Below are 16828 nucleotides of genomic sequence, written 5' to 3' on the forward strand. Positions count from 1 at the left end.
GTATAATACAAACCTGGTTTCACTTTATTTTATTTATACGGATTTAATATTACTAAATAAATAAAAATAAATAGCCTTGTTTAACACAAGGCTACCACAATCAAAAAATTAATTATTAACTACTTTCTTAACGAACAGAACTTTGCATAGAAGCAGTTTCAATTGGCTTCATTAAATACAACTTCAAGAATTGCCAACCATTAGATAAATACAGAGGTAACTTCTGGAAAAACTTCACAAAACCTGGTTGATTAGAATTAGCGATCGCCGTCAACTTCTCATTATTTTTCACACAAACTTCTAGTCTTTCATAAAACTGAGGATCTTCCACATCCAAAATTATAGGAAAAACCCGTCCTGAAGTTTCATTAGTTTTCTCAATTACATATTTATCATAATCACGAGCATTCAAACCAATAGAAGCATAAAAATCAGCTCGTTGAATATCATTCAAGTACATAGTAGCAAACACAGAAAGCAAGAAAAATCTACACCACAATTTTGCTTTCCAGTCATTCAAAATTTCTGGTGCAGCCCTCATAATAGCATCAAAGAAATCCCCATGACGATTTTCATCTTGACACCAATTTTCAAAGAAACGGAAAATAGGATAAATTCTATCCTCTGGGTGAGCTTCTAAATGACGATAAATAGTAATATAACGCCAATAACCAATTTTTTCCGATAGATAAGTAGCGTAGAAAATAAACTTTGGTTTAAAGAAAGTATACTTACGACTTTTAGTTAAAAAACCTAAATCCAAAGACAGATTAAAATCTGACATTGCCTTATTCAAAAAACCAGCATGACGAGCTTCATCTCGTGACATTAAATTAAAACACTCAGCCAAAACAGGGCTTTTATCTTTAAGACGACGACCTAATTCTTTATATAGTAAAAATCCAGAAAATTCAGCAGGTTTAACACAAGGCTACCACAATCAAAAAATTAATTATTAACTACTTTCTTAACGAACAGAACTTTGCATAGAAGCAGTTTCAATTGGCTTCATTAAATACAACTTCAAGAATTGCCAACCATTAGATAAATACAGAGGTAACTTCTGGAAAAACTTCACAAAACCTGGTTGATTAGAATTAGCGATCGCCGTCAACTTCTCATTATTTTTCACACAAACTTCTAGTCTTTCATAAAACTGAGGATCTTCCACATCCAAAATTATAGGAAAAACCCGTCCTGAAGTTTCATTAGTTTTCTCAATTACATATTTATCATAATCACGAGCATTCAAACCAATAGAAGCATAAAAATCAGCTCGTTGAATATCATTCAAGTACATAGTAGCAAACACAGAAAGCAAGAAAAATCTACACCACAATTTTGCTTTCCAGTCATTCAAAATTTCTGGTGCAGCCCTCATAATAGCATCAAAGAAATCCCCATGACGATTTTCATCTTGACACCAATTTTCAAAGAAACGGAAAATAGGATAAATTCTATCCTCTGGGTGAGCTTCTAAATGACGATAAATAGTAATATAACGCCAATAACCAATTTTTTCCGATAGATAAGTAGCGTAGAAAATAAACTTTGGTTTAAAGAAAGTATACTTACGACTTTTAGTTAAAAAACCTAAATCCAAAGACAGATTAAAATCTGACATTGCCTTATTCAAAAAACCAGCATGACGAGCTTCATCTCGTGACATTAAATTAAAACACTCAGCCAAAACAGGGCTTTTATCTTTAAGACGACGACCTAATTCTTTATATAGTAAAAATCCAGAAAATTCAGCAGTACAAGAACGTTCTAGAAATTCAACAAACAACCGACGAGTATCCCCATCAATATGCTCCCAAGACTGGGCAAATTCCTCATCCCTGACAAAATGATGCCGATTATAATCTGCACGGAATTCTTCCAAAATAGCCATCAATTCATCTTCATTTACAGAGATGTCCATTTTAGCCATCTCATCAAAATCTGTTGTATAGAATCGAGGTGTAAGAATAGTTTCTTTAGAGGGGACTTTTACCCCTGGACGCATTTCTTCAAAAGCTGGTTTTTTTAGAGAATCTACCATAAGTTTTCTTGTTTTCTTAAAAAAAGTAAGAGTGAGCTGGGGTAAGAGATATGTTTAAAATTTCTCCACTAATATTAATATGCCCCATTTCTAATTTAGAGAGTAATGGTTTAAACCGCACTATATTTTCCACGCTATATAGTTTATCAAGGTCTAGGGGTTTGAAGTATCTAATTTGTGTTAAGAATTGCAAAGCTATGTGTAGTTTCTAAATAGGGTTTGCTGATTAAATCTAAAGGCATTGAAAGATCAAGGTTTTAGCCTTTTTATGTCTGGAAAAAGTACAAGTGTTTAGGTCGTTGAGGTTCAAAAAGTGAGCATTTTGGAGTAACTATAGCAGAAAAATGGCTCTTACCATTCTTGAGACCACCTCCTCTATAACTCCCATTTATCCTGACTCTTAACTACTCCCTACTCCCTATTCCCTACCTCAACAAAAAGACTTCCATAAGCAAACCCTAAATGTATATGAGATGAGAGTTTGGGACTTCCCTGATTGCTTAACTACAAATATTGACCGTGAATACTTAAGTTTTCAATACCGTTTGAACTAACATAGTAGTAAATATTAATTGTCCACGATTTTAAGATAACCAGCTTGTCAGAGCTGTATTAAGATTAATAATGTTTTGGACGACATCTCAATGAATAATATAGGATATAGTTACCTATTCTGGGCAGCTTGCTTACTAGGCTTAATTGGACGACATCTCAATGAATAATATAGGATATAGTTACCTATTCTGGGCAGCTTGCTTACTAGGCTTAAGTGGATGCCATCGTATCTATAATGGCAAAATTTTCACAGGTCTAGTTTGGCTCTTTACCTACGGGTTATTTGGAGTAGGTCAATTTATTGACTTATTGTTAATTCCCAGTATGGTAGAAGAACACAACGCCAAAGTCAGAGCTAAATTGGGTATTTCAGATCAAGGAGTACCATTATATCAATCAAATGGAGCGATCGCTATGAAAGCTTCTATCCCACAAACCCGTCAACAATTAATGGTTGCCTTACTCAAAGCAGCTTCAATTAGAGGAGGAAAATTATCTGTTACTCAAGGAGTTATTGCAACAGGAGCTAGTTTTGCAGAAGTAGAAGAAACTATGAAAGAAATGCTCAAAACTGGTTATGTCAGTGTAGATAACCATCCAGAGACAGGGATAGTTATTTACGATTTCCATGAACTTTGACTATTCCCAAGACTAAATTTACAGTGATTATAATGATACTCTACAAAAGCTTTTTGGTAATTTAGCAAATAAATAATCAATAAAATATATTAATTGATATTAGTTTCGGTATTCCATAATTACTAAAATTAAGGTAAGATAGTTATCTATCTGTAAAATTATCTGTAATTTAGAGAATAGAAGAACTCTTATGGCTGTACCAAAGAAGAGGACCTCAAAATCCAAGAAAAATATGCGCAAGGCTAACTGGAAACGCCAAGCAAGGCTAGAAGCAAAGAAAGCACTATCCCTAGGTAAATCTGTGTTAACTCAACGTTCCCATAGTTTTGTATATCCAGGTAATGAGGAGGAAGAAGAAGAAGATTAATCAATTGGGGCTTAATCTGGCAAATGGTTTACCTATTAACATTATGCTAATATTGAAAGCCCCTTAGAGACAGGGTTGTTTCACTTTGTATTAGAATCACCTGGGTGTGAGGAATTTGGGGAGTATGGGGAGAAACTACAAGTTTTTTTTGCAAGTATTGTATTTAAAGATGTCTAGGCTAAAGCCTTTTTATTTAAAAATCAATCCTAGCAGATGGTAGAATCAACATAGCATCACCAAAAGAATAAAAGCGATATTTTTGAGTAATTGCTTCCTTATATAAACTTAAAAGACGTTTTCTACCAATCATCGCACTAACCAGCATCAGCAAACTAGAACGTGGCAGATGAAAATTAGTAATTAAACCATCTACTACCCGCCACTTATAACCAGGATAAATATATATGTCAGTATAATCACAAAATGGTTTAATTAAACATTCATCGCTGCCATAACTATCATTAGCTAGTGCTGCTCCTTCAATAGCTCTAACTACTGTCGTTCCCACTGCAATAATACGTCCACCTTTAGCCTTTGTCTGGAGAATTTTATCTACAGTCAAAGATGAAACCTCAACCCATTCGGAGTGTATATTATGGGTAGTAATATCTTTAACCTCAACTGGACGAAATGTGCCAATACCAACGTGCAAAGTTATAAAAGCTTGTCCAATATTCCGTTGTTCTAGTTTCTCAAGTAATTCATCAGTAAAATGTAAACCTGCAGTAGGAGCAGCGATCGCTCCTGCTACCTTGCTATATACAGTTTGATATTGTTCACTGAGAGTCTGTGAATCTGTAACATAAGGAGGAAAAGGCACATGGCCAAATTTATCCAACAAGTTGATTAAAGAAACTCCTGGAGGCAAATCAAATTTTAACACACGTCCACCAGTTTCTCCATCGGTTGCTAATACTCTGGCTTGCAACTTATAATCACAAGCAAAGGATGAATTAGGTTCAAATTCAATTGTTGCCCCAGTGATAAAACGTTTACCAGGTTTTACTAAAGCTAACCAAGAATCACTTGTGATTGGTTTCAATAACAAGATTTCTACCTGAGCACCACTCGTTTTTTGACCATAAAGCCTAGCAGGAATCACACGGGTATTATTCAAAACCAGTAAATCTTCTGGTTGGAGTAAATCTGGTAAATCTCTGAAAATACAATTACGGTGTGTGAGGGACTCTACAACCATTAAGCGAGAGCTATCTCTAGGTACAACTGGATTTTGAGCAATTAACTCCAGGGGAAGTTCATAGTCATAAGACTCTATGGACCAATCTAAATCGGTCATTTCAGTTATCAGTTATCAGTTATCATTACCTCCTCTAATAGGGAGGCCAGAAAATATTTCCTTTTTTACCCCGTGAAAGAGGAGCTGAGACCTTATTTATTGGTCATATTACTGAGTATATAACGGGTAATTGNACTGGATTTTGAGCAATTAACTCCAGGGGAAGTTCATAGTCATAAGACTCTATGGACCAATCTAAATCGGTCATTTCAGTTATCAGTTATCAGTTATCATTACCTCCTCTAATAGGGAGGCCAGAAAATATTTCCTTTTTTACCCCGTGAAAGAGGAGCTGAGACCTTATTTATTGGTCATATTACTGAGTATATAACGGGTAATTGGGTAAAACCCCCCATACAAATTAGGGTACTTTTCCCCTAGTGATCTGCAATATATAAGAGTGAATATATAAGTATAGACCTAGTTGGAGTATTCCGGGCAGATATATCTGTCGTTAAAAATACAACAGATTCTATAGCTGTTTTAAACTCCTAAACATTGTAGAACATATACCTAATTTGTTTATAGGGAAGCGGCAATATCCGCCCCGCTTCCTATGACTGTTTCCCAGTACCTTTAAATTTCCTCATCAATTGAGTAGAAAATAAATTTTAGAGGTTAAACCTAGGAAAAGCGATAGTTGTAAGCGGTAATAGTTGGAATTGATATGGAATACCTTTACTTTTTAGCAAATACTAGCTTATGTCTCAGAGTAGTTGAATACTTAAACACTGCCCATCAACTACCGCTTCAGTTTATGACAGTAATTCATCAAATTGATGGCTGGGTTGTAAAAATCAAAATGAGTCACTACTTGACTCCTGAACAGCATGGAGATTTTAGGGCTTTTATGAATGAATTGGGAATACCTTACGATCCTGATATCCGTGTCAGAATGGCACTATGGGGTTTGGAAACTGGACAATCACCCTTAAGTGTGATGAGACGTTATCAGGTAGCAGTGGTTTCCCATGGACAGCCTAATCAAGATGAAATAGAAGCATTTCGGACCCAATTTGTCAAGGGTTTGGGATATTGCCCAGAAACTTTGGGTTAATCTTGAATCAGGCTCTAATTCTAATTTGTTTGTACCTATACATCTATAATAGATACTATAACTAATATTAGTATGGGTACAATAACAGTAATATATACTTAATTGATTCTTCACAATTTAAGTATTTAGTCTAAATTAACAATAAAAGCAGAAGAAATATAATTTTGTAAAATTAGTTGATAACCTGCTAACTCAACAGAATTTCCAATCTCAACAGTTAATTCAGATAGTTTCTCTTCTGTTGATGGGGCGATCGGGAAGGGAGAGTTTTTCTGAATATAATTGCACCTTACTAAGGCTATATCAAATCTACAAGAACAATCTGCTAATTCTGGGCGATCGCTCAAAAATATTTCTGCAGTTTGCCATAGTTTGGCCTGTTTTGACTCTGTAACTGCTAATAGACCATCTTCATCCCAGTTACCCCGACTACGGGTTTTTACCTCCACAAATGCTAAAATAGAAAAATTTGTAAAATTTTGACCAGAGTTATTCCTGAAGGGAGAATTTTTCATAGCAATAATATCTAATTCTCCCCAGCGACATTGCCAGCGTCGATGGAGTATTTGCCAACCTTGTTGATTTAACCATTTTGCCACTAACTCTTCTCCCAAAATACCTTTGTCAATTTTTTGGGAAATATAAGTAGATTGACTAGATGAAGAAAGGCTCATTTTGGTTTATTCTAAAGTAAGCATTCAGCCGTCAGCTATCAGCTATCAGCTATTGCTTTTGGTTGTTGTGATAAAAGCTTTCTTTAAACCCCCCATCCTTAAGAGGGGAGTGTAAAGTAGCAATTAAATCTTACTACATTTACCGAAGTCTTATTACTGAGAGCTGACCATTAATAGCTGGATGCTTACTAAATTATGAACTTCTTATAGTAAATTAGCCAGAAGTAGTATGAATTTCAGACAACAGAAAACTTTCCAAATTTTAGTCAGTTTTGTCTTTTCATTAATAGTATATCTCACTGGGATTGGGGCAATAACTGCCTTGATATTTACCAACGCCACACCTACTCTAGCTGATGAGTATAACAAACAAATCTTGGTAGGTGTTGATTTTTCTGGTCGAGACTTAACTAATGATTCATTTACAAAATCTATTCTGCGTAAAAGTGATTTTACTAATGCAAATTTAAGTGGAGTTAGTTTGTTTGGCGCTCATTTAGAAGGAGCTAATTTAGAGGGAGCTAATCTTAGTTATTCTACTTTGGATAATGCTAGTTTTAACAAAGCAAATTTGACTAATGCTATTTTGGAAGGTGCTTTTGCTTTCCATACTCAATTTCGTGGTGCAATTATTGATGGGGCAGATTTTACCGATGCTTTTTTGCGAGAAGATACTCAAAAAGAGTTATGCGAGATTGCTAAGGGTATAAATCCTATTACGGGTAATGAAACAAGAGATACTCTATTTTGTGATTAATTATATAGCAGGGAACAGGGAACAGGGAATAGTTAAGTTAACTAATAACTAATAGTTGATAACTGCAAAAGTCCTCAATGTTTCTACTGAACTACTAATAACTGATAACTAATTAATACGCATTGCCTATCTCAAGACAAAGATTGCCAAAATCCAATAGCTAAAAAAGCCAAGAATTTCAATCCTTGGCTAATAGCTTAAGTCATTTAAAAGATGACTAAATTATTCGGTAGTCGATAGTAATGGTATACAGGAAATAAGGAATACCTAACGGGGGAGCAAGATGCTCCCACTTTTCTCCTAAAAAATATAATGAAAATGCACGACCATTACAATGTACCACTACCAATTATTCTATACTGTCTTTACTACTGATAACTGAAAAAGGGTGGTTAACAAAAAAACTTGACATGGTATTTTAAATATAATGGGAAAGGTACGCTCAGATATACTCAAATCAATTATGCCAAAAAAACAATATTTTCCGACTAACTAAGAGGTCCGCCAGAAAGTCTAATAACTGATAACTGAAAAGAGGAAGTTTGATAAGTGGTAACTAATAGATTAAAGAGGAAGTCTGATAACTAATAACTGGAAAAGCTGATAACTGATAACTGATAAGTGATAGTTGAAAAAAGGGTGGTTGACAAAAGAACTTGACATGGTATTACTAAGTATAATGGGAAAGGTGCGCTCATATATACTCAAATCAATTATGCTCAAAAAACATACTTTTCTATCGGGTAGTACCCTAGAAAGTTTAATAACTAATAACTGAAAAAAGGAAGTTTGATAACTGGTAACTAATAGATAAAATAGATCAAGAGAAAGCCTGATAACTAATAGCTGGAAAGTCTAATAACTAATAACTGAAAAAAGGGTNGATATACTCAAATCAATTATGCTCAAAAAACATACTTTTCTATCGGGTAGTACCCTAGAAAGTTTAATAACTAATAACTGAAAAAAGGAAGTTTGATAACTGGTAACTAATAGATAAAATAGATCAAGAGAAAGCCTGATAACTAATAGCTGGAAAGTCTAATAACTAATAACTGAAAAAAGGGTGGTTGACAAAAGAACTTGACATGGTATTATAAATATAATGGAAAAGGTGCGCTCATATATACTCAAAGCAATTAGGCTCAAAAAACCATACATATCTGTCTATTGGGTAGTACCCTAGAAAGTCTAATAACTAATAACTGAAAAAAGTGAAGTCTAATAACTAATAACTGGAAAAGCTGATAACTGATAACTGAAAAAAAGGTAGTTGAGGAAAAAACTTGACATGGTATTATGACATGGTATTATAAGTATAATGGGAAAGGTGCGCTCATATATACTCAAAGCAATTAGGCTCAAAAAACCATTCTTTCCTACTCTGATAAGTAATAAATAGAAAAGCTGATAACTGATAACTGATAACTGACTGGGTAGTACCCCACAAAGTCTAATAACTGATAACTGAAAAAAGGCAGTTTGATAACTGGTAACTAATAGATAAAAAGGAAGTCTGATAACTAATAACTGATAAGTGAAAAAAGGGTAGTTGACAAAGAAACTTGACATGGTATTATAAGTATAATGGGAAAGGTGCGCTCAGATATACTCAAATCAATTATGCTCAAAAAACCATTCTTGCCTACCAGATAGTACCCCACAAAATCTAATAACTGATAATGGAAAAGAGGAAGTCTGATAACTGATAACTGAAAAAGCTGATAACTGAAAAGCCATGCAGTTAGGAAAAGTCTTGGAACGACGTTACAAAATTATTGACTCTCTCGGAAGTGGAGGTTTTGGAGATACCTACTTAGCCGAGGATTTGCAGTTACCAGGAAATCCGAAATGTGTCGTTAAACATCTCAAACCTAAAGTTCGAGACCCAGAAGTTTTAGCTACTGCCAAAAAATTGTTTGATAGAGAAGCAGAAACCTTATACAAATTAGGCAAAGACTCAGACCAAATACCAAAATTATTTGCTCATTTCCAAGAAGGAAAAGAATTTTACCTAGTACAAGAATATATAGAAGGGCAAGACATAAGTAAAGAACTGACAAAAGGGAAAAAATTAAGCGAGTCTTACACCATCACCTTACTCACAGGAATCTTAGAAGCATTAACCATAGCTCATCAAAATAATATAGTTCACCGAGACATCAAACCACAAAATTTGATGCGCCGTAAGTCAGATAACAAAATAGTATTGATAGATTTTGGCGCCGTCAAAGAAATAAGTGTACTAACCACAGCGAACCAACCAGGTGCAACAACTTTAACAGTAGCAGTCGGAACACCTGGGTATATGCCAAGCGAACAAAGTAGAGGGCAACCAAAACTAAGTAGCGATATCTATGCAGTGGGAATGGTGGGAATAAAAGCACTGACTGGTAAAAACCCAGAAAATTTACCAAGAGATTCCAAGACCGAACATATTATCTGGCGAAATGAAGCAGGAGTCAGCGATCGTCTGGCAAATATTTTGGATAGGATGGTACATGAATATTTTGTCATGCGTTATGAAAATGCGGCGGAAGTATTAGAAGTATTAGAAGGATTAAATATTCAGACTACTTAAACAAAAACGGTAATAAAAACTGGTCAAACAAAAACGGTAGTAGTAAACCCTCAACCTCCACCCGATCAAACTAGAAGACAAATATTGATATGGGGAGGTTTAGCAGGAGGTGGGTTTGTCACGGCCATATTAACTANTTTGTCATGCGTTATGAAAATGCGGCGGAAGTATTAGAAGTATTAGAAGGATTAAATATTCAGACTACTTAAACAAAAACGGTAATAAAAACTGGTCAAACAAAAACGGTAGTAGTAAACCCTCAACCTCCACCCGATCAAACTAGAAGACAAATATTGATATGGGGAGGTTTAGCAGGAGGTGGGTTTGTCACGGCCATATTAACTAATTTGTTGAGTAGAAGACCTCCAGAAAATATTTCTACTTCCCAACCAACTTCAGAAAGAACACCAGAAAATATTTTTCCTCCAGAAACTACACCGGAAAATATTTCTCCTCCCGAACCAACTCCAGCACCTCCCCCTCCACCACAATCAGAATTTCCTATTCAGACATTTACTACTGTCAGAGTTAATAGGAGAGGAGAAATAATAAGTCGTCTTCCAGGTAAGGCAGAAGTAATGACAGAAAATTTTAATGGGGTCTCCCTAGAAATGGTAAAAATTCCTGGAGGTAGATTTCTTATGGGTTCTCCAGAAACAGAAGTAGGAAGAAGAGATAATGAAGGTCCGCAACATTATGTAGATGTGCCAGAATTTTTTATGGGAAAGTATCCAGTTACTCAAGCACAGTGGGAAGCGGTTATGGGAAATAATCCTTCTTACTTTAAAGGTGCGAGTCGTCCTGTAGAAAGAGTAAATTGGAACGACGCGACAAAGTTTTGTCGGAAACTCTCAGAAATAGTAGGTAAAAAATATAGTTTGCCCAGTGAGAGTCAATGGGAATATGCGCGCCCGTGCAGGAACAACAACACCATTTTATTTTGGGGAAACTATAACGTCTGAGTTAGTTAACTTTCATGGTAACTNGCGCCCGTGCAGGAACAACAACACCATTTTATTTTGGGGAAACTATAACGTCTGAGTTAGTTAACTTTCATGGTAACTATACTTATGCTAATGCACCGAAAGGAAAATATCGTCAACAAACAACGGATGTGGGAATTTTTCCTCCCAATAGTTTTGGCTTATACGATATGCACGGCAATGTGTTGGAATGGTGTGCTGATGATTGGCATGAGAATTATAATGGTGCGCCTACAGATGGAAGTGTTTGGTTAGATGGAAATAAAAATCTTTCACCGCTGCGGGGCGGTTCGTGGAACCACTTTTCTAATAACTGCCGTTCTGCGTCTCGCATCAACCTCAGTAGGCGCGAGCTCTACGTCAAAGTTTTTGGTTTTCGTGTAGTATGCGATGACCGGAGAACTCTTTAACCCTTTTCTCTTTTCCTCTTTTCCCCTTTTCCCTCTTTATTCTTTTCTCTTTCCTTCCCGCGAAGGGGGTAAAATTTTTTTTCAGGGTGGCAAGACAGGGCAAGGCAAAGATTTTGCCACGGATACACGGATAAAGAGAAGTTAGAAGTCAGAAGTCAGAAGTCAGAAGTTTTTATGAAGTTGTAAGTTTGAGGTTTTGGCTGCATTCTGTGAAGCAACCAAAAAAAATCGGCGTAAAAAGGATTTACTCCTTGCGTCGGCAAAAAAATCATGGTAAGATTATATGGTGGGGTTAGTTCGTACCTACACATGACTTTTTATTCAATACGATATCGCTAAAAACAGATTTTGCCACGGATACACGAATAATTATGTGACCTAAGAGAAGGGATAGAATGACCTTCTACACTTGAGCGCTAAAAATCAAAGGCAAAAATATTTTGTGAAGCACCAAAAAAAGTCAGTGGTAAGAAAAATATAGAAGCAATGAAATTCCTTTCTGTTTCGCGATCGCTAAAAATCACAGAAAAATCTCATTGTGTGAAGCACACTAAAGAAAGTCAGTAGTAGAAAGGTTTGACTTTTCCACAATCACCCTCGGATTTTGCCATGAATCAGAGAATCTACATTTTATGAAGCACCCCAAAAAAAAATCGGCGCCGAAAGGATTTACTGGTTGCGTCGGCCAAAAAATCATGGTAGAGTTTAAGTAGTGGGAGTCACTCGTACCTACGCATGACTTTTTATTCAACTATCAAAGATAGTCAGACAAGTATATTGGTACAGATGTACGGATGATTATGATACCGAGTAGAAGGGATAGAAGAAAATTCCGCACCTGAGCGATCGCGAAGGTAGAGAAAAATCTCATATTGTGAAACACCCCTAGAAAAAAGTTAGTGATAGGAAGGTTTTATTCTGACAGAAGCGATCGCTCAAATTGGCAAAAATCTCATATTGTGAAGCACCCAGAGGAAAAATTTTGCCACAGATGTACAGATCGGAAAATCTGCATTTTGTGAAGCACCAAAAAAATCGGCGCCGAAAGAATTTACCTCTTGCGTCGGCCAAAAAATCATGGTATAGTTTAAATAGTGGTTGTCGCTCGTACCTACACATGACTTTCTATTCAACTAAAAAACATAGTCAGACAAGAATATTGCCACGGATGTACGGATGATTATGTTACCGAGTAGAAGCGATAGAAAAACCTTCCGCAGTTGAGCGCTAAAAATAAAAGGCAAAAATTATTTTGTGAAGCACCCGAAAAAGTCAGTATTAGGAGAAATATAGAAACAATGAAACTCCTTTCCACTTCGCGATCGCTAAAAATCAGAGAAAAATCTCATTCTGTGAAGCACACTAAAGAAAGTCGGTAGTAGAAAGGTTTGACTTTTCCACAATCACCCTCGGATTTTCCCATGAATCAGAGAATTTACATTTTGTGAAGCACCAAAAAAAAATCGGCGCCGAAAGGATTTACTGGTTGCGTCGGCAAAAAAATCATGGTAGGATTATATAGTAGGGTTCGTTCGTACATACGCATGACTTTTTATTCAATACCAAAACATCGTCAGACCAATTTCAGTTATCAGTATTCATAGTTCAACAAACAGAAATTACTCAACTTCATCAATGGCAAAAAAGAGAAAAAAGTTGATATTAGTAGTAAACGTATAATTGGAATTTCCCCCAACGAGTGACAGAAATTACCAATGTTACCATCAAATAAATAGCTTCTTCAGACTTCCAATGGCTAAGTCATTTCAGTTATCAGTTATCAGTTATCAGTACATATAGCCTAATTATTAATTATTAATCGTTAATTATTAAATTCCTTGCCTCCTGAGCTAAATTTTTTAAAATACTAAGTACATCATACAAATCATTTCCTGGATTAAAGATATCGAATATTCTAGATACAGCATACTGTGATGTTTCTCCTTTTACTAATTTAAAAAATCGAAAGCTATTACCATTCAGAATTAAACCATAAGTTGCGTGGTTATAATTAGGATTAACAAGCATATAAGTTAGTAATTGTGACCTACCAACTTCTAAAGAAAAAGCAGCTTGTTTAGATTCGATCGCCATTAGCAAAATTTGTTCAGATACAACTAATAAATCAATTTTTCCTTTCATAATAATTCCTCCATCTTCTAGGGAAATTTTTATAGATTTTTCTGACTTGATGCGGAAGGGAGGAAGGTAGAGGTTAGCTAAATCTAATAAGGGAGATAAGACTACCATTTTGACAGTATTTTCTAAGATAGGTAGGTCTTCTAATAAATTAGAATAGCTGGCTTTAACTCGGTCTAATCTTTGTTTTTATGCTGAGGATATTTCAGGTAGTTCATATTGCAATTCTGGAAAAAATTTATCATTTTCAACTAACTCTAGGCTGAATTTTTCCCTAAGTATCTGTAAATTTATTTCTTGTGCTGATAGAGTTTGAACCATGATTTTTTAATAAGTTGTTGTGCAAAATAAATTTTCTTGTTGAGAGAGGAAAAACGGAGTCATTTCAGTTATCAGTTATCAGTTATCAGTTATCAATCAAATACGAATTTAATCTCTATTCCCTATTCCCTCAACTTGTAAAACTTTGTACCTCATCAACTCCAGAACTGCTGTAATTTTAAACATTGTATCAAAAATCTCTAGTTTAATTAGAGACTGATAATCCAATACTTACTTATTATTGTGGAATTTTTCTTCTATTGCTCTATACGCAACATAGGGCAAACGCATCTTATTTTGAAGTTCTGACAGGGCAAGGATGTCAGGCTTATGAATATTTATACTTATTACTCCTCTAAAGCTTAACGGCACAAGCTTCGAGAATTTAGATGCGTTTGCCCTGATACGCAACAGTCGATACATTTTATGAAGCACTCCGCCAGAGGGATGAATAGTGAAATTTTTCTTCTATTGCTCTATACGCAACAGTCAATACATTTTATGAAGCACTCCGCCAGAGGAGATGAATAGTGGAATTTTTCTACTATTGCTCTATACGCAACAGTCAATACATTTTATGAAGCTCCAAAACAGTGAAACGCACCCTAATTCTTGGGTTTGGAGACCAAACCCCTACGATATTATAATTCCCCTAAAGGTACTTCAATTAAATCCTGAATAGTCGTAAGTCTTAATCTTTCTAATTCTCGAATCCATTCAGATTCCGAATAAAATTTTTCTTGATACTTTTTCGCCAACTCAGACTCAACAGATAAATCTATTTTTTGCCACATATTTAAAATAGCACTCCGACGTTTTATCGACATAATTAATTCTATAGTTGCTATAGTAGAACGAATTTCCAAAGGCGCTCGGAGGAGATTTTTTTTTGTCTTTTCATCTAAATGAAAAAGATGCTCTAAATTAACAAGTTTATCTGGAATTTCCCAACAACTATCCTGTAACTTTGAAATTAAATTATCTGAATCATTTGTTTCATTTTCCGAGATATTTTCTACAGCAATAATTTGCTGCCATAAAAATCTATTGTGAGAGAAACTAAACTGTAAATCTCTTGCTTCCATTGCATCTTTGACATCTTGACGATAATTCGGACAATGTAAATAAATACGCAATAATAAAGACTCTGCTTCTGCCAATAAACTTTTTTCTACAGGTGCAGATAAAACTGGCTGTGAATTACTTTTTTTCTCCTTAGCCCTAGTAAGATTTATATTATTTCGCGGATGAGATTTTAATTGTTTAGCTACGAGTAACGGCGGTGATAAAGATTCATCTTCAGATAATAGCTTTCTCCAATTAATAAAGACTTGAGTTAATAAATTTTCAGAAATTAATGAAACCCTCCGAGCATCTCCCTTGCTTAAAATTTCCGCACAATATTGTAGATAATAAGTAAGCTGACTATCATTAGTTATCTTAGTTAAAATTTTCACTATTTCTTGATTTACTTGAGCATATTCATCTGCCAGACTCAGATTTTTACTTTTTACCATATTTTGAATTTGCCAATCAATCCAAAGAGGAGAATTAATCAATAATTCCTGATACTTTTCAGCAGAATAAACTCTCAAATATTCATCAGCATCTTTCCCATCAGGAATATTCAAAACTCTTAATTGAACATCCCCACTATAAGCAAACTTTTCTATTTCTCCTATTGCTCTGTCAGTAGCTTGAATACCTGCTCGGTCAGCATCAAAATTTAAGATAATTTGTTTAGATTCCGTATAACGTAAAAGTTGTTTAATTTGAATTGAACTTAACGCCGTACCCAGAGAAGCAACAACATTATTAATACCCGAAGCATGAAGAGCTATAGCATCAAAATATCCCTCTACAATTACAACTTTATCTTGTTTAGCAATAGCAGTTTTTGCCTTATCCAAAGCAAATAAAGTTTTACCTTTATCAAATAATTCAGTCTCAGGAGAATTCAAATATTTAGGTTGTTCNTTTGAATTGAACTTAACGCCGTACCCAGAGAAGCAACAACATTATTAATACCCGAAGCATGAAGAGCTATAGCATCAAAATATCCCTCTACAATTACAACTTTATCTTGTTTAGCAATAGCAGTTTTTGCCTTATCCAAAGCAAATAAAGTTTTACCTTTATCAAATAATTCAGTCTCAGGAGAATTCAAATATTTAGGTTGTTCATCAGTTAGAGTTCTGCCACCAAAACCAATAACTCTACCCTGAACATCATTAATAGGAATTATAAGGCGATCGCGAAATCTATCGTAATAACCAGTACCAGATTTTCTCGGCAAAATTAATCCAGCTTTTTCCACTAATTCTACAGGAAAACCTTTTTGTTCTACCAGATAACCATAAATAGTTTCCCAACCATTAGGAGCATAACCAAGTTGAAATTTTTGAATAGTTTCTTCGGAAATTTGACGTGAATTTTTTAAATACTCTAGAGCAACTTTTCCCTGGGGTTGTTTTAAAGCATATTGATAGAAATTATTAGCTATTGCCAATATTTCATAAAGTTTTTCCCGAAGAGAAATTTGTCGTTGAAATTCTTGTCTATTTTCTGGTGATTCTGTTTTAACTTGTATTTGATAACGTCTAGCTAAATCTAATACTACATCACTAAAAGAAGACTTACCAATTTCCATTAAAAACTTCAAAGAATTACCACCTGCACCACAACCGAAACAGTAGTACATTTGTTTAGTCGTACTAACAGTAAAGCTAGGAGTTTTTTCTTCATGGAAAGGACACAAACCCACATAATCTTTCCCTCGTTTCTTTAAGACAATATGTTCTGAAATAACATCATAAATATCTGCTCTTTGCTTAACTTCTGAAATAGTATCTTGATGAAAACGGAAATTATTCATATTAAATCAGGGAATAGGGAGTAGGGGATGTATAATAGCATTTCTCAAAAACCTTGCTATATTTGATTAGGTGGAAGAGGGACGTTGCATAAGGGCGTCCGTACGGGAGTGTGGGAGGTGTGGGGAAGG

The 16828-nt window shown here is 35.0% G+C and carries 12 protein-coding genes and 4 pseudogenes; 8 read left to right on the forward strand and 8 right to left on the reverse strand.

Going from position 1 to position 16828, the window contains the following annotated elements; all coding sequences use genetic code 11:
• Window positions 1-127: 127 nt before the first annotated feature.
• Window positions 128-916, reverse strand: a pseudogene (acsF, locus tag AFK68_RS31980) (magnesium-protoporphyrin IX monomethyl ester (oxidative) cyclase); the annotation flags it as partial.
• A gap of 51 nt (window positions 917-967) precedes the next feature.
• Complete coding sequence (gene acsF, locus AFK68_RS31985; protein WP_094678195.1) at window positions 968-2044, reverse strand: magnesium-protoporphyrin IX monomethyl ester (oxidative) cyclase; 1077 nt, start codon at window positions 2042-2044, stop codon at window positions 968-970.
• Window positions 2045-2758: 714 nt separating this feature from the next.
• Here acsF (AFK68_RS31985) and AFK68_RS31990 point away from each other — a divergent pair.
• Both AFK68_RS31990 and rpmF read left to right on the forward strand, forming a co-directional pair.
• Complete coding sequence (locus tag AFK68_RS31990) at window positions 2759-3238, forward strand: NINE protein (protein ID WP_094678197.1); 480 nt, start codon at window positions 2759-2761, stop codon at window positions 3236-3238.
• 190 nt (window positions 3239-3428) lie between these two features.
• The gene (gene rpmF / locus AFK68_RS31995; protein WP_094678199.1) at window positions 3429-3605 is read left to right on the forward strand and encodes a 50S ribosomal protein L32; all 177 of its coding nucleotides are present in this window, start codon (window positions 3429-3431) and stop codon (window positions 3603-3605) included.
• 193 nt (window positions 3606-3798) lie between these two features.
• On the opposite strand, the gene queA is transcribed toward rpmF, so the two are convergent.
• The gene (gene queA, locus AFK68_RS32000) at window positions 3799-4902 is read right to left on the reverse strand and encodes a tRNA preQ1(34) S-adenosylmethionine ribosyltransferase-isomerase QueA (protein ID WP_094678201.1); all 1104 of its coding nucleotides are present in this window, start codon (window positions 4900-4902) and stop codon (window positions 3799-3801) included.
• A 667-nt stretch (window positions 4903-5569) separates the two neighbouring features.
• Here queA and AFK68_RS32005 point away from each other — a divergent pair.
• On the forward strand, window positions 5570-5959 hold the full coding sequence (locus AFK68_RS32005; protein WP_094678203.1) for a hypothetical protein: 390 nt from the start codon (window positions 5570-5572) through the stop codon (window positions 5957-5959).
• Window positions 5960-6084: 125 nt separating this feature from the next.
• On the opposite strand, the gene AFK68_RS32010 is transcribed toward AFK68_RS32005, so the two are convergent.
• The gene (locus tag AFK68_RS32010) at window positions 6085-6633 is read right to left on the reverse strand and encodes a YraN family protein (protein ID WP_094678205.1); all 549 of its coding nucleotides are present in this window, start codon (window positions 6631-6633) and stop codon (window positions 6085-6087) included.
• Window positions 6634-6862: 229 nt separating this feature from the next.
• Here AFK68_RS32010 and AFK68_RS32015 point away from each other — a divergent pair, with 229 nt between their 5' ends.
• The 5 genes and pseudogenes from AFK68_RS32015 (at window position 6863) to AFK68_RS37695 (ending at window position 12743) form a co-directional block, all read left to right on the forward strand.
• A complete protein-coding gene (locus AFK68_RS32015) occupies window positions 6863-7390 on the forward strand; it encodes a pentapeptide repeat-containing protein (protein WP_094678207.1) in 528 nt (175 codons plus the stop codon).
• A 1738-nt stretch (window positions 7391-9128) separates the two neighbouring features.
• Window positions 9129-9971, forward strand: a complete 843-nt coding sequence (locus AFK68_RS32020) for a serine/threonine-protein kinase (protein ID WP_143438512.1) — start codon at window positions 9129-9131, stop codon at window positions 9969-9971.
• Between the two features lie 272 nt (window positions 9972-10243).
• A pseudogene (locus tag AFK68_RS47275) lies at window positions 10244-10956 on the forward strand (formylglycine-generating enzyme family protein); the annotation flags it as partial.
• A gap of 1 nt (window position 10957) precedes the next feature.
• Window positions 10958-11364, forward strand: a pseudogene (locus tag AFK68_RS43010) (formylglycine-generating enzyme family protein); the annotation flags it as partial.
• Between the two features lie 1220 nt (window positions 11365-12584).
• Window positions 12585-12743 (forward strand): hypothetical protein, encoded by a 159-nt coding sequence (locus tag AFK68_RS37695; RefSeq protein WP_168186743.1) that lies wholly within the window; start codon window positions 12585-12587, stop codon window positions 12741-12743.
• Between the two features lie 436 nt (window positions 12744-13179).
• Here the strand turns inward: AFK68_RS37695 and AFK68_RS32030 are convergent, their stop codons facing one another.
• From AFK68_RS32030 to dnaG, 4 genes and pseudogenes are all read right to left on the reverse strand, one after another.
• A complete protein-coding gene (locus AFK68_RS32030; RefSeq protein WP_246844590.1) occupies window positions 13180-13614 on the reverse strand; it encodes a hypothetical protein in 435 nt (144 codons plus the stop codon).
• A gap of 78 nt (window positions 13615-13692) precedes the next feature.
• On the reverse strand, window positions 13693-13824 hold the full coding sequence (locus tag AFK68_RS47280; RefSeq protein WP_256386698.1) for a hypothetical protein: 132 nt from the start codon (window positions 13822-13824) through the stop codon (window positions 13693-13695).
• A 641-nt stretch (window positions 13825-14465) separates the two neighbouring features.
• A partial coding sequence (locus AFK68_RS32035; protein WP_094678211.1) for a toprim domain-containing protein occupies window positions 14466-15800 on the reverse strand: 1335 nt, incomplete at its 5' end.
• A 1-nt stretch (window position 15801) separates the two neighbouring features.
• Window positions 15802-16699: pseudogene (gene dnaG, locus AFK68_RS32040) on the reverse strand (DNA primase); the annotation flags it as partial.
• Window positions 16700-16828: the final 129 nt, after the last annotated feature.

This window comes from Hydrocoleum sp. CS-953, from assembly GCF_002260545.1.
Classification (GTDB): domain Bacteria; phylum Cyanobacteriota; class Cyanobacteriia; order Cyanobacteriales; family Microcoleaceae; genus Trichodesmium.